23 protein-coding genes are annotated in these 24,525 nt (G+C 73.8%); 12 read left to right on the plus strand and 11 right to left on the minus strand.

Going from position 1 to position 24,525, the window contains the following annotated elements:
* Nucleotides 1-339, minus strand: a complete 339-nt coding sequence (locus P3T35_RS18595; protein WP_101382100.1) for an MGMT family protein — start codon at nucleotides 337-339, stop codon at nucleotides 1-3.
* Nucleotides 340-484: 145 nt separating this feature from the next.
* Between P3T35_RS18595 and P3T35_RS18600 the strand changes: the two genes are divergently transcribed.
* The gene (locus P3T35_RS18600) at nucleotides 485-3,178 is read left to right on the plus strand and encodes a lysylphosphatidylglycerol synthase transmembrane domain-containing protein (RefSeq protein ID WP_101382099.1); all 2,694 of its coding nucleotides are present in this window, start codon (nucleotides 485-487) and stop codon (nucleotides 3,176-3,178) included.
* Between the two features lie 65 nt (nucleotides 3,179-3,243).
* On the opposite strand, the gene moeZ is transcribed toward P3T35_RS18600, so the two are convergent.
* The 5 genes from moeZ to P3T35_RS18625 form a co-directional block, all read right to left on the minus strand.
* Nucleotides 3,244-4,422 (minus strand): adenylyltransferase/sulfurtransferase MoeZ, encoded by a 1,179-nt coding sequence (gene moeZ / locus P3T35_RS18605; RefSeq protein ID WP_101382098.1) that lies wholly within the window; start codon nucleotides 4,420-4,422, stop codon nucleotides 3,244-3,246.
* Nucleotides 4,423-4,579: 157 nt separating this feature from the next.
* A complete protein-coding gene (locus tag P3T35_RS18610; protein WP_101382097.1) occupies nucleotides 4,580-5,551 on the minus strand; it encodes an NAD(P)-dependent oxidoreductase in 972 nt (323 codons plus the stop codon).
* Nucleotides 5,552-5,608: 57 nt separating this feature from the next.
* Nucleotides 5,609-6,520 (minus strand): hypothetical protein, encoded by a 912-nt coding sequence (locus P3T35_RS18615; protein WP_101382096.1) that lies wholly within the window; start codon nucleotides 6,518-6,520, stop codon nucleotides 5,609-5,611.
* 26 nt (nucleotides 6,521-6,546) lie between these two features.
* The gene (locus P3T35_RS18620; protein ID WP_180356574.1) at nucleotides 6,547-8,085 is read right to left on the minus strand and encodes a DUF3492 domain-containing protein; all 1,539 of its coding nucleotides are present in this window, start codon (nucleotides 8,083-8,085) and stop codon (nucleotides 6,547-6,549) included.
* Between the two features lie 396 nt (nucleotides 8,086-8,481).
* Nucleotides 8,482-9,453 carry an alpha/beta hydrolase gene (locus P3T35_RS18625; RefSeq protein WP_101382094.1) on the minus strand — a complete coding sequence of 324 codons (972 nt, stop codon included), beginning with the start codon at nucleotides 9,451-9,453 and terminating at the stop codon, nucleotides 8,482-8,484.
* Nucleotides 9,454-9,646: 193 nt separating this feature from the next.
* On the opposite strand from P3T35_RS18625, the gene P3T35_RS18630 reads away from it, so the two are divergent.
* From P3T35_RS18630 to P3T35_RS18640, 3 genes are all read left to right on the plus strand, one after another.
* Nucleotides 9,647-10,306, plus strand: coding sequence for a TetR/AcrR family transcriptional regulator (locus P3T35_RS18630; RefSeq protein WP_101382093.1), 660 nt, complete (start codon nucleotides 9,647-9,649; stop codon nucleotides 10,304-10,306).
* A 117-nt stretch (nucleotides 10,307-10,423) separates the two neighbouring features.
* A complete protein-coding gene (locus P3T35_RS18635; RefSeq protein ID WP_101382092.1) occupies nucleotides 10,424-10,651 on the plus strand; it encodes a DUF3107 domain-containing protein in 228 nt (75 codons plus the stop codon).
* A 168-nt stretch (nucleotides 10,652-10,819) separates the two neighbouring features.
* Nucleotides 10,820-11,119, plus strand: a complete 300-nt coding sequence (locus tag P3T35_RS18640) for a hypothetical protein (RefSeq protein WP_101382091.1) — start codon at nucleotides 10,820-10,822, stop codon at nucleotides 11,117-11,119.
* A gap of 26 nt (nucleotides 11,120-11,145) precedes the next feature.
* On the opposite strand, the gene P3T35_RS18645 is transcribed toward P3T35_RS18640, so the two are convergent.
* On the minus strand, nucleotides 11,146-11,868 hold the full coding sequence (locus P3T35_RS18645; RefSeq protein ID WP_101382090.1) for a ferritin-like fold-containing protein: 723 nt from the start codon (nucleotides 11,866-11,868) through the stop codon (nucleotides 11,146-11,148).
* A 511-nt stretch (nucleotides 11,869-12,379) separates the two neighbouring features.
* Between P3T35_RS18645 and P3T35_RS18650 the strand changes: the two genes are divergently transcribed.
* From P3T35_RS18650 to P3T35_RS18670, 5 genes are all read left to right on the plus strand, one after another.
* Nucleotides 12,380-14,962, plus strand: coding sequence for a DEAD/DEAH box helicase (locus P3T35_RS18650; protein WP_280706928.1), 2,583 nt, complete (start codon nucleotides 12,380-12,382; stop codon nucleotides 14,960-14,962).
* Between the two features lie 149 nt (nucleotides 14,963-15,111).
* The gene (locus P3T35_RS18655) at nucleotides 15,112-15,975 is read left to right on the plus strand and encodes an alpha/beta hydrolase (protein ID WP_101382088.1); all 864 of its coding nucleotides are present in this window, start codon (nucleotides 15,112-15,114) and stop codon (nucleotides 15,973-15,975) included.
* Between the two features lie 245 nt (nucleotides 15,976-16,220).
* On the plus strand, nucleotides 16,221-16,367 hold the full coding sequence (locus P3T35_RS18660) for a hypothetical protein (protein WP_180356573.1): 147 nt from the start codon (nucleotides 16,221-16,223) through the stop codon (nucleotides 16,365-16,367).
* A 280-nt stretch (nucleotides 16,368-16,647) separates the two neighbouring features.
* Complete coding sequence (locus P3T35_RS18665) at nucleotides 16,648-17,286, plus strand: DUF6758 family protein (protein ID WP_101382087.1); 639 nt, start codon at nucleotides 16,648-16,650, stop codon at nucleotides 17,284-17,286.
* 106 nt (nucleotides 17,287-17,392) lie between these two features.
* The gene (locus P3T35_RS18670) at nucleotides 17,393-18,253 is read left to right on the plus strand and encodes a PHP domain-containing protein (protein WP_101382086.1); all 861 of its coding nucleotides are present in this window, start codon (nucleotides 17,393-17,395) and stop codon (nucleotides 18,251-18,253) included.
* A 24-nt stretch (nucleotides 18,254-18,277) separates the two neighbouring features.
* Here the strand turns inward: P3T35_RS18670 and P3T35_RS18675 are convergent, their stop codons facing one another.
* From P3T35_RS18675 to P3T35_RS18685, 3 genes are all read right to left on the minus strand, one after another.
* On the minus strand, nucleotides 18,278-18,958 hold the full coding sequence (locus tag P3T35_RS18675; protein WP_101382085.1) for a suppressor of fused domain protein: 681 nt from the start codon (nucleotides 18,956-18,958) through the stop codon (nucleotides 18,278-18,280).
* 48 nt (nucleotides 18,959-19,006) lie between these two features.
* Nucleotides 19,007-19,867: a DMT family transporter gene (locus tag P3T35_RS18680; protein WP_280706930.1), complete on the minus strand. Its 861-nt coding sequence runs from the start codon at nucleotides 19,865-19,867 to the stop codon at nucleotides 19,007-19,009.
* A 67-nt stretch (nucleotides 19,868-19,934) separates the two neighbouring features.
* Nucleotides 19,935-20,480 (minus strand): hypothetical protein, encoded by a 546-nt coding sequence (locus P3T35_RS18685; protein ID WP_101385243.1) that lies wholly within the window; start codon nucleotides 20,478-20,480, stop codon nucleotides 19,935-19,937.
* A gap of 94 nt (nucleotides 20,481-20,574) precedes the next feature.
* Between P3T35_RS18685 and P3T35_RS18690 the strand changes: the two genes are divergently transcribed.
* The 3 genes from P3T35_RS18690 (at nucleotide 20,575) to P3T35_RS18700 (ending at nucleotide 23,740) form a co-directional block, all read left to right on the plus strand.
* Entirely contained in the window at nucleotides 20,575-21,888 is a 1,314-nt protein-coding gene (locus P3T35_RS18690; RefSeq protein ID WP_101382083.1) for a CBS domain-containing protein, read from the plus strand.
* 145 nt (nucleotides 21,889-22,033) lie between these two features.
* The gene (locus P3T35_RS18695; protein ID WP_228718679.1) at nucleotides 22,034-22,522 is read left to right on the plus strand and encodes a DUF1003 domain-containing protein; all 489 of its coding nucleotides are present in this window, start codon (nucleotides 22,034-22,036) and stop codon (nucleotides 22,520-22,522) included.
* A gap of 57 nt (nucleotides 22,523-22,579) precedes the next feature.
* The gene (locus P3T35_RS18700; RefSeq protein ID WP_101382082.1) at nucleotides 22,580-23,740 is read left to right on the plus strand and encodes an Mrp/NBP35 family ATP-binding protein; all 1,161 of its coding nucleotides are present in this window, start codon (nucleotides 22,580-22,582) and stop codon (nucleotides 23,738-23,740) included.
* 31 nt (nucleotides 23,741-23,771) lie between these two features.
* Here P3T35_RS18700 and P3T35_RS18705 read toward each other — a convergent pair whose 3' ends face one another.
* A complete protein-coding gene (locus P3T35_RS18705) occupies nucleotides 23,772-24,464 on the minus strand; it encodes a hypothetical protein (RefSeq protein ID WP_101382081.1) in 693 nt (230 codons plus the stop codon).
* Nucleotides 24,465-24,525: the final 61 nt, after the last annotated feature.

Genomic DNA, 24,525 nt, shown 5'->3' on the forward strand with positions numbered 1-24,525 from the left:
CTAGCGGCCGTCCCACCGCGCCCGGCGGATGTCCACCCGGTACTGCTCGGCGCCCTCGCGCAGCGGGGTGCCCTCGCTGCGGTAGGCGGCCAGCGCCCGGTGCTCGTGGCCCGGCAGCAGCGTGCCGTCCGCCCGCACCACCCGCCACCAGGGCACCGCGCCCCCGTAGAGCGCCAGCACCCGGCCCACCTGGCGCGGCCCGCCCTCGCCGAGATATTCGGCCACGTCGCCATACGTCATCACGCGCCCCGGGGGGATACGGTCGATCACATCGAGCACCAACTCGGCGAACGGGGGCAGGTCGGCGCCGGGGCGGGGGTCCCCGCTGTTGTCCGTCATTCGGGCATTGTTGCCCATGCGGCGCAGCGAGCGGCCTCCTGCGGGGTATTCACTCCGCCCGGGCCCGCCCCTGTCCGGCGGCGGGGAGCTCGGCATGCCACCATCTTCCTCCAGGCGGTGAGTGGTGATACGAGGACAAGACCAGATGACCGGGACGGCTGACGTGGATGTGGATCAGGGCTCTGCCGAGCCCACCTCCGCTGGTGCGCCGACCGGGCAGCCGAAGGTCTCGCTGGTCAAGCGAACCTCACCGGGAGCGGGCCGGCCGCCGCGCCGCGCGGGCGCGGGCGACGAGTCCAAGCCGCCTCCGGGCGGTCCCGGGGGCGCCGGCGGCGCTCCGGCGCCGGCCGCCGGGTCCGGCGACCAGGACGGCGACCACCTGGCGGTGGACGAACCGCTGCTGGCGGCCCGCGCCCACCGCCCATCCGATCTGATCCGCTTCGTGGCCGGTGTGCTCGGCATCATCGCGCTGTTCGTGATCGCCAACATCGCGATCTCGACCACCAGCGGCATCTCGACCGACATCCACACCAACATCAGGCACGTCGCACCCTGGCTGACCACCTTCGGCAACCTGCTCTCCGGCGTGGCGGTGCTCGCCGTGCCGGTGGCCTTCGCCGTCGAACGGCTGATCAAACGGGACGGCCTGAGAGTCGCCGACGGCGTGCTCTCCGCGGTGCTCGCCTACGGCATCTCGCTGGCGGTCGACTGGTGGGTGGCCGCGGGCGCCTCGTCGGCGATCCGCAAGGCGTTCACCCTGATGCCCGAGGGCGGTGGGCCGCTCACCGAGCCGGTGCACGGCTATCTGGCACCGGTGATCGCCTTCATGACCGCGGTCGGACTGGCCAGCCGGCCGCGCTGGCGGGTGGCGCTGTGGACGGTGGTGCTGATCAGCGGCATCACCGAACTGATCAGCGGCTCCACCACCCCGCTCTCGCTGCTGCTCACCGTGCTGCTCGGCTGGTCGGTCGCCTACGGCACGCTCTACACGATCGGCTCCCCCAACATCCGGCCGACCGGGCAGCACCTGATGCTCGGGCTGCGGCGGGTCGGCTTCACGCCCCGGTACGCCCACCGCGCCCCGGACGCGCCCGGCGGCACCCGCCGCTACGTGGTCAACCAGCAGGACGGCCCGGCCCTGGACGTCCACATCATCGACCGCGAGCAGCAGGCCTCCGGGTTCTTCTACCGGGCCTGGCGGCGGCTGCGGCTGCGCACCGTCGCGGTGCGGCGCAGCCCGCAGTCGCTGCGGCAGGCGCTGGAGCAGGAGGCGCTGATCGCCTACGCCGCGGCCGCGGCCGGCGCGGACGCCCCGCAGCTGGTGGCCACCTCCGAGCTGGGACCGGACGCGGCGGTCCTGGTCTACGAGCAGGTGTCGGGCCGCACCCTCGACGAGCTCGACGACGGCGAGATCGGCGACGATCTGATGGCCTCGTTCTGGAAGTCGGTCGGCGCCCTGCACGGCCGCCGGATCGCGCACCGCCGGCTGACCGGCGAGTCGCTGCTCGCGGTGGACGGCAAGCGGGGGGTGCTGGTCAACCTGTCCGGCGGCGACATCGCGGCCGGCGACCTGACGCTGCGGATCGACGTCGCCCAGCTGCTCACCACCTTCGCGCTGCGGATCGGTCCGGAGCGGGCGGTCGCGGTCGCCAGGGCGGAGCTCGGGCGGGACCGGATGGCCGCCTCGCTGCCGCTGCTGCAGCCGGTCGGGCTGAGCCGGCAGACCCGGGCCGACCTGGCGAAGCAGGCCAAGGAGCGCCGGGCCGCCGCCCAGGCGCTGGCGCTGGAGCAGGTGGCGGCCGGCGAGCGGACCCGGGAGCAGGCCGAGGAGGACATCGCGGCCGCCTCAGAGGACCTGCTCAGCCGGATCCGGGAGCAGATCCTGGAGATCGCTCCGGAGGCCCCGGAGGCGCCCGCCAAACTGGAGCGGCTGCGGCCGAAGACCCTGATCACCGTGGTGGGCATGGCGTTCGCCGCCTATCTGGCGGTCACCACCATCCAGCCGGGTCAGCTGAAACTCTCCCAGCTGGACGTGCCGTGGGCGCTGGTGGCGCTGGCGTGCGCCGGGGTCACGTACATCGCGGCGGCGATGAGCCTGACCGGGTTCGTCCCGGAGAAGCTGCCGTTCGGCCGGACCGTGGCCGCCCAGCTGGCCAGTTCGTTCGTGAAACTGGTGGCGCCGGCCGCGATCGGCGGGATCGCGCTGAACACCCGCTACCTGCAGAAGGCCGGGGTGCGGCCCGGGCAGGCGGTGGCCAGTGTGGGCGCCTCCCAGCTGGCCGGGCTGGCCGGCCATCTGATGCTGCTCTTCTGCTTCGGTCTGATCACCGGCAGCGCCAGCAACGGCGACGCGGGCAGCGAGCGCGCGGTGATCATCGGGGTGCTGACCGCGGCGGTGCTGGCGCTGGTGGTGGCCGCGGTCGCGCCGCTGCGGCGGTTCGTGCTGACCCGGCTGCGCTCGCTGTTCTTCGGCGTGGTGCCGCGGATGCTCGACCTGATGCAGACGCCCAGCAAGCTGGTCACCGGCTTCGGCGGCATCCTGCTGCTGACCCTGACCTTCACCGCCTGCCTGGACGCCTCGGTGAAGGCGTTCGGTGGCTCGATGGACTACGCCACGGTCGCGGTGGTCTTCCTCACCGCCAACGCCGCCGGGTCGGCGGTGCCGACGCCTGGCGGGATCGGCGCCATCGAGGGTGCGCTGATCGTCGCGCTGAGCCTGGGTATGCCGGCCGCCACGGCGACCTCCGCGGTCTTCCTCTACCGGGCGCTCACCTTCTGGCTGCCGGTGCTGCCCGGCTGGATCGCCTACACCTACCTGCAGCGCAAGGGCGCGCTCTGAGAACGGGTCGGCCCCCGCACCGGCTCGCGGCTCGGTGCGGGGGCCGACCACGTGGCCCGGTCGGATCAGTAGACCGGCTTCTCCGGCTCGATCTGGTTGACCCAGCTGATCACGCCGCCGCCCAGGTGGACCGAGTTGGCGAACCCGGCCGCCTTCAGCACGGCCAGCACCTCGGCCGAGCGGACACCGGTCTTGCAGTGCACGATGATCTTCCGGTCCTGCGGCATCTTCTCCAGCGCGCTCCCCATCAGGAACTCGTTCTTGGGGATGAGCACCGCGCCCGGGATGTTGACGATCTCGTACTCGTTCTGCTCGCGGACGTCGATCAGCAGGATGTCCTCGCCGTTGTCCTGCATCTCCTTGAGCTGCTTGGGGGTGATGGTCGACCCCAGCGCCGCCTCCTGGGCCTCCTCCGAGATCACGCCGCAGAACGACTCGTAGTCGATCAGCTCGGTGACGGTCGGGTTCTCGCCGCAGACCGCGCAGTCCGGGTCCTTACGGACCTTGACCTGGCGGTAGTTCATCTCCAGGGCGTCGTAGATCATCAGGCGGCCGACCAGCGGCTCGCCGATGCCGGCCAGCAGCTTGATCGCCTCGGTCACCTGGATCGAGCCGATCGAGGCGCAGAGCACCCCCAGCACGCCGCCCTCGGCGCAGGACGGCACCATGCCCGGCGGCGGGGCCTCCGGGTAGAGGCAGCGGTAGCACGGGCCGTGCTCGGCCCAGAAGACGCTGGCCTGGCCGTCGAACCGGTAGATCGAGCCCCAGACGTAGGGCTTGCCGAGCAGCACCGCCGCGTCGTTCACCAGGTAGCGGGTGGCGAAGTTGTCGGTGCCGTCCACGATCAGGTCGTAGCCGGAGAAGATCTCCATGACGTTGTCGTTGTCGAGCCGCTCGTCATGGAGGATCACATTGACGTACGGGTTGATCTCCTTGACCGAGTCCCGCGCGGACTCGCCCTTCGAGCGCCCGATGTCGGACTGCCCATGGATGATCTGGCGCTGCAGGTTGGACTCGTCCACCGTGTCGAACTCGACGATGCCGAGGGTGCCGACGCCGGCGGCGGCCAGGTACATCAGGGCCGGGGAACCGAGGCCTCCGGCGCCCACGCAGAGCACCTTGGCGTTCTTCAACCGCTTCTGTCCGTCCATCCCGACGTCCGGGATGATCAGGTGGCGGGAGTACCGGCGGACCTCGTCTACGGTGAGCTCGGCGGCCGGCTCGACCAGGGGTGGCAGCGACACGGGGACTCCGATGGTCGTCAGATCAGTGGTTCCTGTGAAACAGTCTCACGCCGGACCGGTATTCCGAGACAGCTCGTCCAGCTGGCGAGACAGCTTCGCCGGATGATGGGACCAGGGCGTCCTTGGGCTCACTCGCGGCCGCGGCGCCGCCACCGCCTCACACCCGGCAGGCGGTCTCCAGCCAGACATCGCCCAGCGACTCCTCCAGCGGGGTCTGCGCCCGCCAGCCGAGGCGCTCCCGGGCGGTCCGCACATCGGCCTGCCGCCAGAGCACCGGCTCCAACCCGGGCCGGGGCTCGGCCGGAGCCGGATGCGGCGCCGAGGGCTCACCCCCCGCCGGCACGAACCCGGCCGGCTGGGCGGGCAGCGGCGCCGACCTGGCCTCCTCGCTCAGCAGCCCGTCGAACCCCGAGGCCCGCACCAGCAGGTCGGCCGCCTCCCGGACCCGTACGGCGCGCCCCCCGCCGATGTTGACCACCCCGGTCGCCGCCGAGTCCATCGCGGCCCGGACCGCCTCCGCGACATCCCGGACGTCCACGAAATCTCGGAATGCGGACAGGTCCGGCACCCGCACCCGGGGCTCGCCCAGCTCCAGCGCCCGGCGCAGCCCCTCGGCCAGCCGGCCGAACAGCGAGGCGGCCGGCGCACCCGGGCCCACCACGTCGAAGGCCCGCAGCACCACGGCGTCCAGCCCGGAGGCGAGCACCAGCTCGGTGCCGGCCAGCTTGGACACCCCGTACGGGCCGACCGGCCGCGGCTCCGCGGACTCCGAGGTGATCGAGCCCACCGGCACCGGCCCGTACTCGGCGGCCGACCCCAGGTGCACCAGCCTGGCCGGCTCCCGGCTGCGCCGGATCGCCTCGCAGACGGTCGCCACCGCAAGCGAGTTGGCCCGCACCAGGGTGCGCGGTGCGCCCTGGCTCGCCCCGGCGCAGTTGATCACCACCTGGGGTGCCACCGCGTCCAGGAACCGGGCCAGCGCCCCCGGGCTCCCGGATGCCAGATCGAACCTGATGTCGGCGGCATCCCGCCGACCCAGCACGGTGACCTGCAGATCGGCGTCCAAGAACAACCGGTCGGCGACCCGGCGCCCGATGAAGCCGCCGGCCCCCAACAACAGCACCCGCATGGGGTGTCCTCCCACGTGATGTCGACAACAGTATGGACGGGTATGACTGACGCACCGTCAGCCGAATGCCCCCGGTCGCCCGATGGCGGCCCAGGCCGCGGGCAGCAGGACCGCTGCGGCGGCGCCGGCCGCCAGCGCGGTCAGCGCGCCGGGGACGTCGGCCCAGTCGCCCAGCAGGCCACCGGTGTGAAGCGCCGTCAGCAGCAGCCCCGCACCGTCGGCGGCCAGCAGCCCGGCCAGCGCCAGGCCCCCGTGCCCCAGCCGGCGCAGCACGGCGGCCGTGCCGACCAGCAGGCCGAGCACTGCCTGGCCGTACCACTGGACCGCCCCGGCCCGCTGGACCACGGCCGGCAGCAGCCCGGCACGGCCCAGTGAGCCGGGGTGCGGCACCAGCGCGGTGAGCACGGCCAGCGCGGCGAAGCTGGTCAGCGCGAGCACGGCCAGTTGGAGGCCCAGCGCGACCGGCAGCACCGGGCGCATCCGGACCCGGAACTCCACCGCGGTTGCCGCACTGCGCACTTGGCCCCGCCCGGTGTGGCGCACCCAGCGGGCGGCCCGGTCGGCGGCCGCGAACGCCGGCCAGCCCGCCACCGCCAGGGTCAGCGCCGTGCCCAGCGCCCCGGGCGGCGCGGTGGCCAGCGGCAGCAGCAGCGCGCCCAACAGCCCGACCAGCACGCCGAATCGGTGCCGCCAGCCGGGCGGCCGGGGCTCGGGCGCGACGGGCGCCGGCTCGACCGGACGGCGCGGCACCCGGGCGAACAGCTCCTCGGCGAGCGCGAAGACGTCCGCATGTCGGTAGCGGCCGACCAGCGCCGCCCCGATCCCGGCCTCCTCCAGCCCGGCCGCGATCTCCAACGAGTCCACCGCGCGCTCGCACAGCCCCCGGTGCGCCGCCATCAACTCCCGCACCGGATCTGCGGACAGCTGCCCCCCGGAGTCACCCCGGCGCTCCGCCTGACGCTCCGCCATCTGATGGCCACCTACCCGACCCACCGTCAACTCGCCTTCGCCCAGGCACCGGCCGCACCCGTCACCCAGTACTCGGCGGGACGGGCGAACGGCCTGGCCGGCTCACCCGACGCCCGCTCGGTGGCCGCGAACGCCGGCCAGCGGGAGACCAGTTCGAGATAGACCTCGCGGAACGCGGCCGCCGCGGGCTCCACCGCGAACCGCTCCGCCGCCCGCTGCCGCCCGGCCCGGCCGAGCCGCTCCCGGCGCGCCCGGTCCGCGAGCAGCGCCTGGCAGGCGGCCGCCAGCGCGGCCGGCCCCCCCGGCGGCACCAGCAGGCCGGCCGGACCGAGCACCTCACGGGCCACGCCCACATCGGTCGCGACCACCGCGCGCCCGCTGAGCATCGCCTCCGCCAACGGGCGCGGCACGGGCAGCGAGCGGTGCGAGAAGACCGCGACCGTGCCGCGGTCCCAGAGCGCGGCCGACGGGCCCGCCTCGTCGAAGCAGACGTCCCGCTCGGGGCCCACCGTCAGCCCCAACCGGTCGGCCAGCGCCGCGCAGTGCGCCCGGTAGCCGGGCAGCCCCTCCGGCCCGTGCAGCAGCAGCCGCGCGCCGGAGATCTCGCCCCGAAGCCGGGCGAAGGCGTGCAGCATCAGCTCCGGATCCGCGGCGGGGGCCAGTCGGCCCGCCCAGACCAGGGTCGGTCTCTCGGGCTCGGCGCCGGCGGCCGGGCGCGCGGCCTCCGGCACATCCCGGTGGACCACTCGGATCCGCGCCGGATCGGCACCGCAGCGCAGCTGCCACTCGCGGTCGTAGCCGCTGCCCGGGGTGAGCAGCGCGGCCTGCCGGTAGCTCTCGGCGGTGAGCTGCCGGAAGAAGCCGAGCAGCAGGGCCCGGACCGGCCAGCGGTAGGGCGCCTGCCGGTAACCCAGGTACTGCTCGCGCAGATGCAGGCCGTGCTCGGTCAGCACGAAGGGCACCCCGTAGAGCTCCTTGGCCACCAGCGCGGGCAGCACCGCCGGTCCGCCGCCGACCACATGGCACAGGTCGGCGGCACCCAGCCCGTCGGCGTCGTCGCCGTACCAGTCGGCGGCGAGCGGGCGCAGGCACTGCTCCAGCAAGTCGCCCGCGACCAGCACGTCATGGACCAGCGGCTGCCCGGCGGCGGTGTCGGCGCCGGGCGAGCGCCAGACCTGCTCCAGCAGCTGGTGGGCCCGCCCGGAGGCCAGGAAGGCGGGCAACGCGCCGTCCTGCCGGGCCAGTTCGGCGAGCCGGTGCAGCCCGGCGGCGAACCCCGCGCGCTCCCCGGGCAGCACCAGGGCCCGGATCAGCTGCTCATAGGCCGCGGCGTACTGCCGGCGGCGCACCGGCCCCGGCGCCCGCCCGGGCGGCCTGGGCCCGCGCAGCGCGAGCGCCCGCACCCCGGGGCCGGGCGGCGCGGCGGGCTCGGCGCCCGGCGGGCCGGCCACCAGGACGTACCGCTCGAACTCGTGCTCCGCGAGCCCGGCGACCAGTCGATCGCACCAGCCTCCCGCACGGTGGGGCACCGCACGGGCACGTTCGGTCAGCAGGGCAATGCGCACGACGACCTCCAGGACAGGAAGCATGACGGGAACAGAACGCCGAGCCGGCGCACCGGAACGGCACAGCGGGCACCACACGCACGGGAGGATTCACACCGACGACCCTGAACCGATCGCCCCACGGACTCGGCGGCGCCGGGGACTCGACAGCCCCGGTCGCCGTCACGGACCGCTCACACCCCACCGGGCGACCCACGCCGCAGTGGTTCGCCCCTCGCGCTCACACCCCTGTCGGGCGCCGCCGACGGCCACGCCCCCCACATCTGTTCGGTCCGACATCCACGACGGTAGAACGGATCAGGGCCGAACGGCCCAGGAGTAGCACGCTGCCACCTGAACGAGTGAACTCACGTAACGCCAGACGGCCCACGGCGTTGACGCGGAACTGACGCCCTGTCAGTTCCGGTCGGCGCGCCCCGCCACCTCGTCGAGGAACTCCCGCACCGCGCGCCCCACCTGCACCGGGTGCTCCATCATCGCCACGTGCCCGGAGGTCGGCAGCACCAGCAGCCGGGCATCCCGGAACACCGCGCAGGCCCGGGCCGCCGAACGGTACGAAACCAGCTTGTCGCGCAGCCCGTAGACCAGCAGCACCGGCACCGCGACCCGCTCGGCCTGCCGCCACAGCGCCTGCTCGCCGCGCTCGGTGTAGGCCGAGACGATGCCGCGCGCCGAGTCGACCAGCACCTGCATCGCGTAGGGCAGCCCGAGCCGGCGGCGGTACTCGGCCACCGCCGAGGCGCGCTTCTCCGGCGGGATCGCCCTGGCGTTGCCGTAGACCAGGTCGAGCAGCCCGTCGGTGGCCTGCTCCACGCCGCGGGTGTCACCCGGCAGCCGCCGCAGCAGCCGCAGCATCCCGGGCAGCGCGAGCATCCCCGTGGGCAGCGCGGTGCGCTGCGGCGGCAGCTCGGGCAGCGCCGGCGAGATCAGCACCAGGCTGCGCACCAGGTCGGGCCGCAGCGACGCGAGCCGGACCGCCACCGAGCCGCCCAGTGAGTTGCCGACCAGGTGGACCGGACCCCGCCCGGTCTCCTCCAGGTAGCCGATCACCGCCCGGACATGGCCGTTCACCGACAGGTTGCCGTCAGCCGGCGGGGCCGACCAGCCGAAGCCGGGCAGATCCAGAGCCTCGCCCCGGACCGTCCCGTCGAGCTCCGCCATCAGCTCGGTCCAGTTGTCCGCGGAGCCGCCCAGGCCGTGCACGTAGAGCACCTCCGGCAGGCCCGCCGAGGCCTCGGCGGTCGGTCCGATCACCGAGAGCGCCGCACCGGGCACCCGGACCATCCGGGTGCCCCAGAGCCCGGGCGGCCGGAGGCCGGCGCCCTGGTCAGGCGCGTCCTGGGCCCGATCCCGCGGCTCGGTGCTCATCGGAGAAGCTGCTGGGTGTTCATGGGAGAAGATGGTAGTGAGACTCTGGCGCCCCAGGGGGGCCCGCGCCGTATTGTGGGCACCCGACAACCTCAGAGCTGCGCTTTTCCAGGTTCGCCGAAGCGCGTGAGGGGTTACCGAAAAGTAGAATTCAGCCGCCCAGCAAACGAACGACCGTGAAGTGAGGAGCGCCGTGACGGCCATCCAGGAGGCTCAGGACCGCCCGCGCGGCGCCCGGCTGCCGCGTAGCGCCCGACGGGAGCAGTTGCTCGGAGCCGCGCAGGAGGTGTTCGTCGCCCAGGGCTACCACGCCGCGGCGATGGACGACATCGCCGAGCGCGCCGGCGTCAGCAAGCCGGTGCTGTACCAGCACTTCCCCGGCAAGTTGGAGCTCTACCTGGCGCTGCTGGACAAGCACTGCGACGCCCTGCTCGAGGCCACCCGGCAGGCGCTGGACGCCACCACGGACAACAAGCAGCGAGTGGCCGCGACCATGCAGGCCTACTTCGACTACGTGGCCGCCGAGTCCGGCTCGTTCCGGCTGGTCTTCGAGTCCGACCTGACCAATGAGCCCGCGGTCCGCGAGCGGGTGGAGCGGGTCGCCGACCTGAGCGCCACCCTGGTCAGCAAGGTGATCGCGGAGGACACCGACCTGCCCGAGGCGGAGGCCAAGCTGCTGGCGGCCGGGGTCTGCGGACTTGCCCAGATCACCGCGCGCTACTGGCTCTCCCAGGGCGCCGAGATCCCGCGCGAGGAGGCCGTTCGACTGGTCGCCTCGCTGGCCTGGCGCGGCCTCAAGGGCTTCCCGATGCACCCCGGCGAGCAGCAGCAGGCGGTCCCGGACCCGGAGTGATCCACCCCGTCGCCACCCGGTTGCTCTAAGGTGAAGCCGTACGGCACGGCCGACCGCCACCCCGATCGGGTGCGGACGGCCGCGCATGGTGGCTGTAACCCCGGAGGGACGAAAGCCGTGGAGGTCAAGATCGGCGTGCAGAACGCGCCCCGAGAGATCGTCATCGAGAGCACGCAGACCGCTGACGAGGTCGAGAACGCCGTGGCCAAGGCACTGGACGGCACCTCGAAGCTCTTCTCGCTGACCGACGAGCACGGCCGCCGCATTCTGGTTCCGGCCGACCGCCTGGCCTATGTCGAGATCGGCGAGCAGGCCATCCGCAAGGTCGGCTTCGGCACCATCTGAGACGCTCGCACAGTGCGGCCCGCCACCTCACCAGGTGGCGGGCCGCACTGTGTTCGGCAGGCGTAGAACCCGGGTGGGCCGGGTAGGGGTCGCGCACCGCGTCCCCCCGCCGCGGTCGACCCTCCCCCGGCCCCCGGCTGGGGGTACCCCAGCACCCGGGAGGCCGCCGTGCCGCTGCCGCTCGAAGCCGTACTGTTCGCCGTGATCGGCCTGCTGGCCGGGATCGCCGCGCTGCTGCTGCGGCCGGAGTACTTCCCCCGGACCCGCAGCCTGGTGCTCGTCACCGGACTGGTCTCGGCGCTGCTCAGCGGCCTGGTGATCCGCTACGCGCTGGCAGGCGGCAACCCGCCCGTGACGCTGCTGCTGACCGTCATCGCCACCGGGCTGCTCACCTCGGTGCCGGCCCGCCCCGACCTGGCCGCCCGGCGCGGCAGCCACCGCCACCACCGCCGGCGGCACGCGGCCTGACGGCGGCTCAGCCGGGACCGGTCAGGTCAGGAGGAGAGCCCCAGCGCGCTCATCCGCTTGGTGTGCGCCTCGGTGATGCGGTTGAACATCTTGCCGACCTCGACCAGGTCGAAGCCGCGCACCTCGGCACCGCCGACCAGCAGGTTGGAGAGCGCGTCCCGCTCCGCCACCACGTGCTGGGCCTGGCTGAGCGCCTCGCCCATCAGCCGCCGGCCCCAGAGCGCCAGCCGCCCACCGACCCGCGGGTCCTGCTCGATCGCCTGGCGCACCTTGTCGACGGCGAACTGGGCGTGCCCGGTGTCGTCCATCACCCGCAGCACCAGCTCCCGGGTGTCGTCGTCCAGCCGGACCGCCACCTCGCGGTAGAAGTCGGTCGCAATGGAGTCACCCACATAGGCCTTGACCAGGCCCTCCAGCCAGTCCGACGGGCGGGTCACCCGATGGAAGGACTCCAGCGGCTCGACGAACGGGGTCATCGCCTCGGTCGGGTCGGCGCCGATCTCGGCCAGCCGGTCGTGCAGCAGCTGGTAGTGCTGGAACTCGGCGGACGCCATCCGGGCCAGCGCCGCCTTGTCGGCCAGGCCCGGGGCCAGCTTGGCGTCGTCGGCCAGCCGCTCGAAGGCGCTCAGCTCGCCGTAGGCCAGCGCGCCCAGCAGGTCGAGCACCGCCGCCCGGTAGCCGGGGTCGGCCGCGCAGGTGGCCCAGTCTCCGATCGAGCCGTCCTGGCCGGCCCCGCCTTGAGTCTCCATGGACCGTCACTCTAGACCGCCCGGCACGGGGTTCCGGGCGTGCTCAGCAGGCATGTCAGGGACATCACGTGTTCGAGTCGGCCACGTTCGGTACAGTGGTACAGGGACTCGTATACCCGCACGGTCAAGGATCGCGCGGGTTCGCTGCATCCGGACCCCTTCCGGCGCGGCGCCCTGTCCCCACACGTACGCGGATGCCCGGTCGGAGACCCGATCGGCTCCGACCTTGGCTTGGACCTCAAGCCAGGCACCGCATCAGTGGCCGAGCGAGGGCCGCCGCGGATCGCGCTGCAGAGCGCCGGTCCCGCGCCGGATTCCTCAAGGGACATCTCCCCCATGCCACGGGACGCCGCGGCCCAGCCAGGGCCGGCGCCCGCGCGCAGCAGGGACCGGCGCGGTTGTGCACGATCTCGCGGCTTGCGAGCGGGGCCCTGACCGGGCCCTGACAGCAGCGGCGTGACTGCACCGCCCCCCACTCGCTCTCGGCCCGCCACACGGAAGAGGCAGCACCCTGTCCACCACGACTGAACCGACGAAGACCACTTTCCGCGACCTCGGCATCCTCCCGGAGACCGCCGAGGCCCTGGAAGCGGTCGGCATCATCCACCCGTTCCCGATCCAGGAGATGACCCTGCCGGTCGCACTGACCGGCCACGACGTCATCGGCCAGGCCAAGACCGGCACCGGCAAGACCCTCGGCTTCGGCCTGCCGCTGATCGAGCGGGTGGTGGTCCGCGCCGACGTGGACGCCGGCCGAGCCACCGAGGAGCAGCTCTCCGACAACCCGCAGGCCCTGATCGTGGTCCCCACCCGCGAGCTCTGCACCCAGGTCACCAACGACCTGCAGACCGCCGGCAAGGTCCGCAATGTGCGGGTCCTCGCGGTCTACGGCGGCCGGGCCTACGAGCCGCAGGTGGAGGCGCTGCAGAAGGGCGTCGACATCGTGGTCGGCACCCCGGGCCGCCTGCTCGACCTGGCCGGTCAGCGCAAGCTCAACCTCTCCCAGGTCCGCGCGCTGGTCCTGGACGAGGCCGACGAGATGCTCGACCTGGGCTTCCTGCCCGACGTCGAGAAGATCCTCACCATGCTGCCGGCGAAGCGGCAGACCCTGCTCTTCTCGGCGACCATGCCGGGACAGGTGATCAGCCTGGCCCGTCGCTACATGAGCCAGCCGACCCACATCCGGGCCGCCGCGCCCGACGACAGCGGCCACACCGTCGCCAACATCGACCAGCACATCTTCCGGGCGCACTCGCTGGACAAGGTCGAGATGGTGGCGCGGATCCTGCAGGCCGAAGGCCGCGGGCTGGCGATGATCTTCTGCCGCACCAAGCGGACCGCCGCCGACGTGGCCGACCAGCTGACCCAGCGCGGCTTCGCGGCCGGCGCGGTCCACGGCGACCTCGGCCAGGGCGCCCGCGAGCAGGCGCTGCGCGCGTTCCGCAACGGCAAGGTCGACGTGCTGGTCTGCACCGACGTCGCGGCCCGCGGCATCGACGTCGAGGGCGTCACCCACGTCATCAACTACCAGTGCACCGACGACGAGAAGACCTACCTGCACCGGATCGGCCGCACCGGCCGGGCCGGCGCCTCCGGCACCGCGGTCACGCTGGTCGACTGGGACGACATCCCGCGCTGGCAGCTGATCAACAAGGCGCTGGAGCTGCCGTTCAACGACCCGGAGGAGACCTACTCCACCTCCCCGCACCTGTACGAGCTGCTGAAGATCGCGCCGGGCACCAAGGGCGTGCTGCCGCGCTCCGAGCGCACCCGTGCCGGGCTGGCCGCCGAGGAGATCGAGGATCTCGGCGAGACCGGCGGCCGCGGCGGCCGCCCGGGTCGCGGCGAGCGCGGCGAGCGCGGCGAGCGCGGCGAGCGCGGCGAGCGCGGTCGCGGCCGTGGCGAGCGCGGCGACCGGCCGGCGCCCAGCACCGAGCAGGCCACCGAGGAGCGGGCGCCCCGCGCCTCGCGCAAGCGGCGGCGCACCCGTCGCGGTTCCGAGGTCGCTGAGGGCACGGTGGCGGCGACGCCGCAGGGCGACGCCCAGGCTCCGGCGGCCGCAGTGCCCGCGCCGGCGAACCGGGACGGCGAGGGCGGCGGTGCGTCGCGCCGCCGGCGTCGCCGCTCGCGCGGTGGCGCGGCGGCGGAGGCCACCGGTGCCGTGCGCAACGCGCAGGTGGCTGCGGCGGAGCCGGTGGCGGCTGCGGCCGAGCCGGTTGCCGCGAAGCCGGAGCCGGTGGCCGTGGTCGAGCCCGCGCCGGTGGTGACGCTGCCGGAGCAGGCGGGCGCGCCGGCTCAGGAGAGCACCGCGCCGAAGAGGGCCACCCGGACGCGCAAGGCCGCGGCGGTGGAGCCGGCCGCCGAGGAGGCGCCCGCCAAGAAGACCGCCGCCAAGCGGACCACGAAGAAGGCCGTCGCCACCGAGGCGCCGACCGTCGAGGAGGCGCCGGTCAAGAAGACCGCCGCCAAGCGAACCACCAAGAAGGCCGTCGCCACCGAAGCGCCGACCGTCGAGGAGGCCCCGGTCAAGAAGGCCGCCGCCAAGCGGACCACCAAGAAGGCCACCGCCGCCGAAGCACCGGCCGTCGAGGAGGCCCCGGTCAAGAAGACCGCCGCCAAGCGGACCACCAAGAAGGCCGTCGCCACCGAAGCGCCGGCCGCCGAGGAAGCCCCGGCCAAGAAGACGGCCACCCGGACGCGGAAGACCGCAGCGGTGGAGCCGGCCGCCGAGGAGGCGCCCGCCAAGAAGACCGCCGCCAAGCGCACGGTCAAGAAGGCCACCGCCGCCGAAGCGCCGGTCACCGAGGAAGCCCCGGCCAAGAAGACCGCCGCCAAGCGCACCACCAAGAAGGCCGTCGCCACCGAGGCGCCGGCCGCCGAGGAAGCCCCGGCCAAGAAGACCGCCGCCAAGCGCACGGTCAAGAAGGCCGCCACCGCCGAGGAGGCCCCCGCCAAGAAGGCGGCCGCCAAGCGCACCACCACGAAGGTTGCCGCCGAGGCGCCGGCCGCCGAGGAGACCCCGGTCAAGAAGACGGCCACCCGGACGCGCAAGACCGCAGCCAAGAAGGCGGCGGAGGCCGAGACGACCGCCTGACGCGGCGTCGGCTGAGTTGTTGCGGGGCGGGCGGACCAACCGGTCCACCCGCCCCGCGGCGTTGCCGCCCACCTGCCTGGCAGCCGTGGGACCGCACCACCTAGGCTCAGCAGCGAGCCGACCCGCGCACGTGAGTAGGAGCCGTACCGATGAGCACCCCGCCCTTCCTCACCCTGCCGGCCTGCGCGAGTGCCGGTCGGCTGGCGACGGCGCGCGGGGAGTTCGCGGTGCTGCGCGGTGAGCCGAGCGGGGCGGTGCGCGGCACGGCGCTGCTGGTGCCGGGGTTCACCGGGAGCAAGGAGGACTTCATCGCCCTCCTGGAGCCGCTGGCCGCCGCCGGGTTCCGCACCGTGGCGCTGGACCAGCGCGGGCAGTACGAGACCGGTGGCCCGGCTGATCGCGATGCCTACGCCCTACCGGAGCTGGGTCGCGACCTGACCGCCGTCACCGAGGCGCTGGCGCCCGCCGGGCCGTTGCACCTGCTGGCCCACTCGTTCGGCGGTTTCGTGGCCCGCGAGGCCATGCTGTCGGCCCCCGCCGGCCCGCTGCCCTGGGCCTCGCTCACCCTGCTCTCGACCGGCCCCGGCCCGATCGACCCGGCCGAGGCGGCCCGCACCAAGATGCTGCTGGACGCGCTGGACGGCCTGGACCTGGAGACCATCTGGCAGCTGATGCGGCAGCTGGACGGGCCGGCCGCACCGCAGCACGAGCCGGAGGTCGCCGAGTTCCTGCACCGCCGCTGGCTGGCCAATGTGCCGCAGGCGCTGCAGGCGATGGGCGAGCGGCTGCTCGGCGAGCCGGACCGGACGGCGGAGCTGGCCGCGACGGCGCTGCCCAAGCTGGCGATCTCCGGGGCCACCGACTACGCCTGGCCGGTAGCCGAGCAGGCCGCCACCGCCGAGCGGCTGGGCGCGGTGTACCGGATGGTCGAGGGCGCCGACCACTCCCCCAACGCCGAGCGGCCGACCGAGACAGCGGCGCTGCTGGCGGAGTTCTGGAGCTCGCTGGGCTGACGCGAGCCGGTTCGACCTGCCGCAAAGCCGACCTGACCTGCCGTCAGTCACGGCGCCACCTCATGAACACTGAGCAACAGTTGAGCCGCTTCCGAGGAAAAATTCATTAGTTCCGGTAATATTTGATTCAGACCGGGAATGAATGGCCGCACTGGCGCGGTTGAACCCACTGTCACCCACTGATGAACGAGGGAGCACCATCCCCAGCGCCTCGGGCTGCCCGAGGCCTAGAAGAGGAGAGGCCCATGCGTTTCGAGATCCTCCACCTGGACGACCAGCAGGGCTCGGCCATCGATCGGCAGATCGCCGACGCCGAGACCGTCCGCCGACTGGTGGAAGACGCTGCCCGGACCGGCGAGCGCCTCTACATCCGTCCGTGCCCGACCGTCTGACGCTACGTCCGGTCCGTTCAGGCATCGACGCCCACTGACGCCCCGTCAACCCCCTGTGGTCGGCGGGGCGTCGGCATCGGCCGCGCGCCCCCAGGACGCGCGGCCGACGTTTGCCGTCGAGTCGGGCGGGACATGCCCTAGCGGGGCCCGCCGTCTCACCCTCGTCCGGCTGCGGCCGGGAGGGACCCCCAAGCGCCGGACAGCCGGCGGCCCGGACAACGCACTCCGTACGGGTGATCGTCCTTGACGCGGCGGTCCGGAGGGAGGAGCGTTGGCAGTTATGAGGGGCGAGCCAAGTTGCCCGAGGTGCGCCGGTCGGGTGCGCGCGCCCGGTCTCTTCTCCGACACCTGGCAGTGCGAAACGCATGGCGCCGTCCACCCGATGCAGCCGGTACTGCCCCCGAGTGTGGAGGCCCTGGGGGTGGCGGTGGCCCGGTCCGAGGTCCCGGTCTGGCTGCCCTGGCCGCTCCCGGTGAGCTGGCTCTACACCGGCATCGCGCACGCTGGTGACGATCTCTCCGGCGCCCGGGCCACGGCGGTGGCCTGCTCGGGGCCGGCCCCGCTGGGCGGCTTCGGCGAACTGGTGCTGGTGGCCGAGGAGCTGGGCGTCGGCCTCGGCGCACGCTACGCGGGGCTCAAGGGCCCGGATCCGGGCGAGGCCATCGCACTGGACCGGCCGGCCGACACCAAGCTGCTGGCCGCCGGGCGCCCGACCCCGATGTGGCACGTGCAGGGCGCCCCGGACGACCGCGCGGTCTATGTCGGCGAGGCCCGCGGCCTCTGGATCTGGGCGATCGCCTGGCCCGAGCAGTCGGCGCTGCTGATGTACGACGAGCTGGTCCTCACCGATCTGCGGGACGCCGGAGCCGAGCTGGAGCTGCTGCCCTGCGGGGCGCTCTCCCCCCGCCTGCTCGGCTGACGCCCCTCCCCGGCCGCCGAGCCGGCGGCCGGCCTGCCGGTCGGGGCCCACCCGCCACTATCCTGGGCCGCTCCAGCCCAAGGCCTCGTCCGTCAGGAGCCAGCCCGTGCGCATCGACCTGCACGCCCACAGCAACGCCTCCGACGGAACGGACACCCCGGCCGAGCTGGTCGCCGCCGCGGTCGCGGCCGGCCTGGACGTGGTGGCGCTGACCGACCACGACACCGTGGCCGGGTACGAGGAGGCGGCCGCGGCGGTGCGGGCGCTGCCGGCCGGCACCCGGCTGACCCTGGTGCCGGGCGCGGAGCTGTCCTGCCGGGTCGAGGGGATCAGCATGCACCTGCTGGCCTACCTCTTCGACCCGACCGAGCGGGCCTTCGCCGCCGAGCGCGAACTGGTGCGCACCGACCGGTTCCGGCGCGGGCGCGCGGTGGTCGACAAGTGCCGGGCGCTCGGCGCGCCGATCACCTGGGAGCAGGTGCAGCGGATCGCCGGGGCGGGCTCGGTGGGCCGTCCGCACATCGCCAGCGCGCTGGTGGAGGCGGGCGTGGTGGCCACCGTCTCGGATGCCTTCACCGCCGAGTGGCTGGCCAACGGCGGCCGGGCCGACGTGCCCAAGCACGAGACCGACCCGTTTGAGGCGGTCCGGCTGGTCCGGGCCGCCGGCGGGGTGCCGGTCTTCGCCCACCCGGGCGCGGTCAAGCGCGGCCGGACCGTCTCCGAGCAGGTGATCGCCGAGCTCGCGGCCGCCGGGCTGGGCGGGCTCGAGGTGGACCACGTGGACCACGACGAGGCGACTCGCGCCCGGCTGCGCGAACTGGCCGCCGGCCTCGGGCTGTTCCGCACCGGCTCCAGCGACTACCACGGCTCCCGCAAGACGGTGGGCCTGGGCGCCTTCACCACCGAGCCGGAGGCCTTCCAGGCGCTGCTCGACCAGGCCACCGGCGCCAAGCCGATCACCGGCTGACGCTCACCCGGTCTTCGGCCCGGCTCAGTCCAGCGAGACCCCGCGGCGCTGCGGATCGCGCAGGTCCGTGCCGTGGGCCAGCCAGCGCTCCTGCAGCTCGGCGGCCCCGCGCACCCGCTTGTGCGCGGCCTCGTTGGGCGTCATCGGCAGCAGCGGCAGGAACCGCACCGCCTCGGCGGGCTCGGGCAGTTCCAGGTCCGCCACCAGGCCGCCGCCCTCGCCCGCCAGCACCGAGGTGAACGGCGCGCCCGGCCAGAGCGGCTCCCCCAGGTCCAGCGAACTGCCGGGCGCCACCACCAGGCCCTCCACCTGCGGGGTGGCCGCGAAGACCGCCAGCGCCCGGAGCACCTCGTCGCGCCCGTCGCGCAGGGTGAGCAGCAGCTCGACGCGGGGACCGCGCACCGGGTCGGCCAGCACCGCGGTCGGGTCGGCCATCGGCGCGGCGGCCATGCCGAGGGTCGCGTAGCGGACCAGGCCGTCGGCGTCCGGACCGAACCGCAGCACCTCGATCTTCTCGGCGCCCAGGAAGGTGATCGCGGCCCGACCGCTCGGTTCGCCGAAGGTGGTCAGCAGCCGGGCCTCGACGGCGGTCAGCACCCCGGCCCGGCTCGGTCCCGGTGGGGGCACCTCCCGGCCGAAGGCTGGGGGAGGGTCGTGCGGCGCCGAGGAAGGTTCGCCGAACAGCGGGAAGTCGGAGGCAGCCATACCCGCGAGCCTACCCGCCGGTAGCCGCTGGGCCCCGGAAACGGCCGGTCAGCGCCGCTCCCCGCGTATCACCAGTCCCAGCCCGGCCAGGATCAGCAGCAGCGCCGGCCAGGAGGCGGCCGGCGGCAGCTGGCGCAGCCAGAGCGCGGCGATCAGGGTCGCGCCCGGGGTCTCCAGCAGGATCGCGGTGGAGGTCACCGAGGCCCCCAGGGTGCGCACCACCCGGTTGCTCAGCGAGTGCCCGAGCAGTTGGGCGACCACCATGAGCAGGCCGATCTGCCACCAGGCGGTGGCCGACCAGCCGCTGAGCCGGGTGCCGGTGGCCAGGCAGAGCGCCAGCAGTACCAGGGCGGTGGTCGTGTAGCAGACCAGGGTGTAGGCGGTGGTGCTGACGGTCCGTCGGACTTCCGCGCCCAGCAGCATGTAGCCGGCCGCGGCCAGCCCGGCGGCCAGCGCCAGTCCGTCGCCGAGCAGCGCCCGGGTGGACAGGCCCAGGTCGACACCGGTGAGCACCAGCACCCCGGCGAAGGCGGTGGCCGTGCCCAGCCAGACCAGCCGTGGCGCCCGGTGCCCGGTGAGCCGCATGATCAGGATGGCCCAGAGCGGGGTGGTGGTGACCAGCGCGGTGGCCGAGGCCACCGAGGTCATCCGCAGGCTGGGCATCCAGAGCGCGAAGTGCGCCGCCAGCAGCACCCCGGCGGCCACCGCCAGCAGCAGCTCCCGCCGGCCGATGCCGCGCAGTTCGGAGCGGTGCCGCAGCAGCGCGTAGGGACCCAGCACGCCGACCGACATGACGTTGCGCCAGCAGGCGATGGCCAGGGCCGGTGCGGCGGTGGCGCTGATCAGCGGTGCGGAGAAGGAGATGCCGGCGATCGAAACGGCGAGCAGCAGCAGGTCGGCGGCGGGCAGGGCGGCGCCGGCCGGTGCGGCGGTCTCCCGGACGGCGGGCTCGCGCCGGGTGAGGGACGACGAACCGTCAGCCACGTCGGCGCCGTCGGCCCAGCACCAGCTTCGGCAGCCCGGCCGGGATCGGCCGCCGGGTGGTGGCCGGGCTGGGCATCGGCTCGGCGCTGTGCGAGCCGTCCGGCATCGCGCCGGGGCGTTCGCTGAGCCCGCCCACCGGCTCCAGCCGCAGCACCTGGCACTCGGCCGCCCAGCGGTCCGTGATGGTGTCGGTGTCCGGCGCGTTCAGCCGCTTGCCCTTGAGCTCCTCCACCGCGCCCTGCCAGGCCTCGCCGCGCGGCTCCAGCACGGTCACCCGGGCCTGGAACCCGACCAGCCGCCCCCACTTGTCCTTGCTGCGCACGGTGACCGCGGCACCGGCACCGCCCCGCAGCCCGTGCAGCGGCTGCTCGGCGCCTCCGCCGACCAGCACCACCGCGCCGTCGTACCAGGCGTGCCAGAGCGGACGGCTCTCGGTGACACCCTCCGGCCGCACCCAGAGCAGCCCCGACTTCTTCACCGCCTCCTCCAGCAGCGCCTGGTCGAGGAAGTGGTCAGCAGTCGCGGTGGTCCCGTCCATGCGGCACAGCGTACGGGGCGGTCGGAGGGCGGCGGCAAGCCCGGCCGTCATCCGTTCGATAGCCTGGCCCGGAATCACGAGCGGAAGGAAGTCCATGGCAGGTCCAGGCAGCCGGGTCTTCATCTCCCATCTGGCGGGGGTCTCCGTCTTCGACCCCAACGGCGACCAGGTCGGCCGGGTGCGCGATGTGGTGGTGGCGCTGCGGATCGGCGCCCGCCCGCCGCGGGTGCTCGGCCTGGTGGTCGAAGTGGTGGGCCGGCGGCGGATCTTCCTGCCGATGACCCGGGTCACCAGCCTGGAGTCCGGCCAGGTGCTGACCACCGGCGTGATCAACATGCGCCGCTTCGAGCAGCGGCCGACCGAGACCCTCGTGCTGGCCGAGCTGCTGGACCGCCGGGTCACCGAGACCGCCACCGGCGCCGAGGTCACCGTGCTGGACGTGGGCATGGTGTCGACCCGGCTGCGCGAGTGGGAGGTCAGCAAGGTCTTCGTGCAGCGCGGCAAGCCCGGCCGGCTGCGCAAGTCCCGCGGCGAGACCGTCACCCTGGACTGGTCCGCGGTCACCGGCTTCACGCTGGCCGAGGAGGGGCAGGGCGCGGCCAATCTGCTGGCCACCTTCGAGCAGCTGCGCCCGGCCGACCTGGCGAGCATGATGCACCACCTGTCGGCCAAGCGGCGGGCCGAGGTGGCGGCCGCGCTGGACGACGAGCGGCTGGCAGACGTGCTGGAGGAGCTGCCCGAGGACGACCAGGTGGAGATCCTCGGCAAGCTGCAGGACGAGCGGGCCGCCGACGTGCTGGAGGCGATGGACCCGGACGACGCCGCCGACCTGCTCTCCGAACTGCCCGGCGACGAGGCCGAGCGGCTGCTCCAGCTGATGGAGCCGGACGAGGCGGAGCCGGTGCGCCGGCTGCTCTCCTACGAGGAGAACACCGCCGGTGGTCTGATGACCACCGAGCCGATCATCCTGGAGCCGGACGCCACGGTCGCCGAGGCGCTGGCCCGGGTCCGGGTCCGCGACCACAAGCCGGCGCTGGCCGCCCAGGTCTACGTCTGCCGGCCGCCGAACGAGACGCCCACCGGCAAGTACCTGGGCACCGTGCACTTCCAGCGGCTGCTGCGCGAGCCGCCCTTCACGCTGCTCGGCTCGCTGCTGGACGACGACCTCGACCCGCTGCCGCCGGACACCCCGCTGCCGCTGATCACCAGTTATCTGGCGACCTACAACCTGGTCGCGGCACCGGTGGTCGACGAGGCCGACCACCTGCTGGGCGCGGTCACCGTGGACGACGTCCTGGACCACCTGCTGCCCGAGGACTGGCGCGAGGCCGCCCTGCACGGTGGCGAGAACGGCCCCACAGGGGACAGCACTGTCGAGCACGAGAGCGAGGCGCACCGTGGACGCTGACCGCGGCAAACGCGGCCGGAGCGGCCGGGACGGCAACGACGACGGGCTGCGCCAGCGCCTCCAGGGCGAGCTGCGGCAACTGCGCGAGCCGCGCGGCCGGGAGGGCGGCGGCAAGCAGCGCGCCGAGACCGCGCACGGCACCGCGGTGCGGGCCCGGCTGGACCAGCCGCGCACCGGCAAGGCCCCGCTGCTGGCACTGCCCAACTACGACCCGGAGGCCTTCGGCCGGCTCTCCGAACGGATCGCCCGCTTCCTCGGCACCGGGCGGTTCATCGTCTGGATGACGGTGGTGATCATCGTCTGGGTCATCTGGAACACGATGCTGCCGTCGAGCGTGCACTTCGACGACTATCCGTTCATCTTCCTCACCCTGGTGCTCTCGCTGCAGGCCTCCTACGCCGCCCCGCTGATCCTGCTGGCGCAGAACCGCCAGGACGACCGGGACCGGGTCAACATGGAGCAGGACCGGGCCCGCGCCGAGCGCAGCATCGCCGACACCGAGTACCTCACCCGGGAGGTGGCCGCGCTGCGCCAGGGCCTGGGCGAGGTGGCCACCCGGGACTTCGTCCGCTCGGAGCTGCAGGGCCTGCTCAAGGAGCTGGACGAGCGCCGGGAGGCGGCCGACCTGCTGTGATCCGCGGCACGCTACCGGCCAGTCGGTCGGCCCGGCGACGCGCCGTACCATCAAGGCATGGCCAATGAGACTGAGGTCGCGACCGGCGTGACGGAGGAGTCCGTCCGCAAGGCGCTGTCGACCGTGCAGGACCCGGAGATCAACCGCCCGATCACCGATCTCGGCATGGTGAAATCCGTGGAGCTCGGCGATCAGGGTGCGGTCAAGGTCGCCGTCTACCTGACCGTCTCCGGCTGCCCGATGCGCGAGACCATCGTCGACCGGGTGAAGACCGCGGTCGGCCGGATCCCGGGCGTGGCCACCGTCGAGGTCGAGCTCGACGTGATGAGCGAGCAGCAGCGCAAGGAGCTCTCCCAGCTGCTGCGCGGCGGTGCGCCCGAGCGGGAGATCCCGTTCGCCAAGCCGAACACGCTGACCCGGGTCTACGCGGTGGCGTCCGGCAAGGGCGGGGTGGGCAAGTCCTCGGTGACCGTCAACCTGGCCGCCGCGATGGCCGCCGACGGCCTGAAGGTCGCCGTGGTGGACGCCGACATCTACGGCCACAGCGTGCCGCGGATGCTGGGCGTCGAGGGCCGTCCGACCCAGGTCGAGGACATGATCATGCCGCCGTCGGCGAACGGCGTGAAGGTGATCTCGATCGGCATGTTCACCCCGGGCAACGCCCCGGTGGTGTGGCGCGGCCCGATGCTGCACCGCGCGCTGCAGCAGTTCCTGGCCGACGTCTACTGGGGCGACCTGGACGTGCTGCTGCTCGACCTGCCGCCCGGCACCGGCGACATCGCGATCTCGGTGGCCCAGCTGGTGCCGAACGCCGAGATCCTGATCGTCACCACCCCGCAGCAGGCCGCCGCCGAGGTGGCCGAGCGGGCCGGCACCATCGCGCTGCAGACCCACCAGAAGATCGTCGGCGTGATCGAGAACATGTCCGGCATGCCCTGCCCGCACTGCGACGAGATGGTGGACGTCTTCGGCACCGGCGGCGGTCAGACCGTGGCCGACGCGCTGACCCGGGCCACCGGCGCCACCGTCCCGGTGCTCGGCAACATCCCGATCGACGTCCGGCTGCGCGAGGGCGGCGACGACGGCAAGCCCGTCGTGCTGGCCGCCCCCGACTCCCCGGCCGGCGCCGCCCTGCGCACCGTGGCCGGCAAGCTGGGCGGCCGCCAGCGCGGCCTGGCCGGCCTGTCCCTCGGGCTGACGCCGAAGAACAAGTTCTGAACCTGACGCCCCCTCAGGACCTGGCGCCCCCTCAGCCCTTGAGGTAGGCCGCCAGGTCCTGAACCACGCTGAAGCCCATGCCGTAGGCGCTGACGCCGCGGCCGTAGGCGCCGAGCAGCACGCCGGGGGCCTCGCCGGCCAGCACCCAGCCGTACGCCGACTCGCGGTAGCGGAACGGCTGGGGCAGGCCGTTGACCGGCAGGGTCAGCGGGGACCAGCCGGCGCCGCCGAGGTCGTCGGCCAGGTCCCAGGCCAGGGCGGTCTGCTGGTCCAGCCACTCCTGGCGGCGGGCCCGGTCCAGCTGCCCGGGCCAGGTCGAGCCGAGCAGGCCGGAGCCGGCCAGCCAGGCGGCCGAGGAGGCGGAGGTCGCCTCCAGCAGCCCGGTGCCGTCCGCGCTGCGCCGGCCGGGGCGGTGGGCGACCGTCACCACCACCGCGAACCGGCGGTTGCCGTGCGTCTCCTGCTGGCGCGGCGGCTCCTCGCCGTGGCCCAGCGAGCCGTAGTCGATGGTGCGCGGCTGCCCGGGGCGGATGCCGCCGGCGCCCGCCTGGAGCAGCCAGCGGCGGCCGGTCCAGCCCTCGTCCAGGCCGTACCAGGGGAAGTCGGCGGCCTGGTACGGCGCCAGCGGGTCGGCGGGCTCGGCGGTGCGCCGACCGGGCACCTCGGCCGCCTGGGCGGTAGCCGTGGCGGCCGGACCGGCCGTCTGAGCACTGGACGTGTCCATCCGGGACCTCCTCAGCGAATTGTCGAACCATCAGCACAATAGCGGCGTGACACGGCGACAC

Origin of the sequence: Kitasatospora sp. GP30 (assembly GCF_029892145.1) — a bacterium.
Taxonomy (GTDB): Bacteria; Actinomycetota; Actinomycetes; order Streptomycetales; family Streptomycetaceae; genus Kitasatospora; species Kitasatospora acidiphila.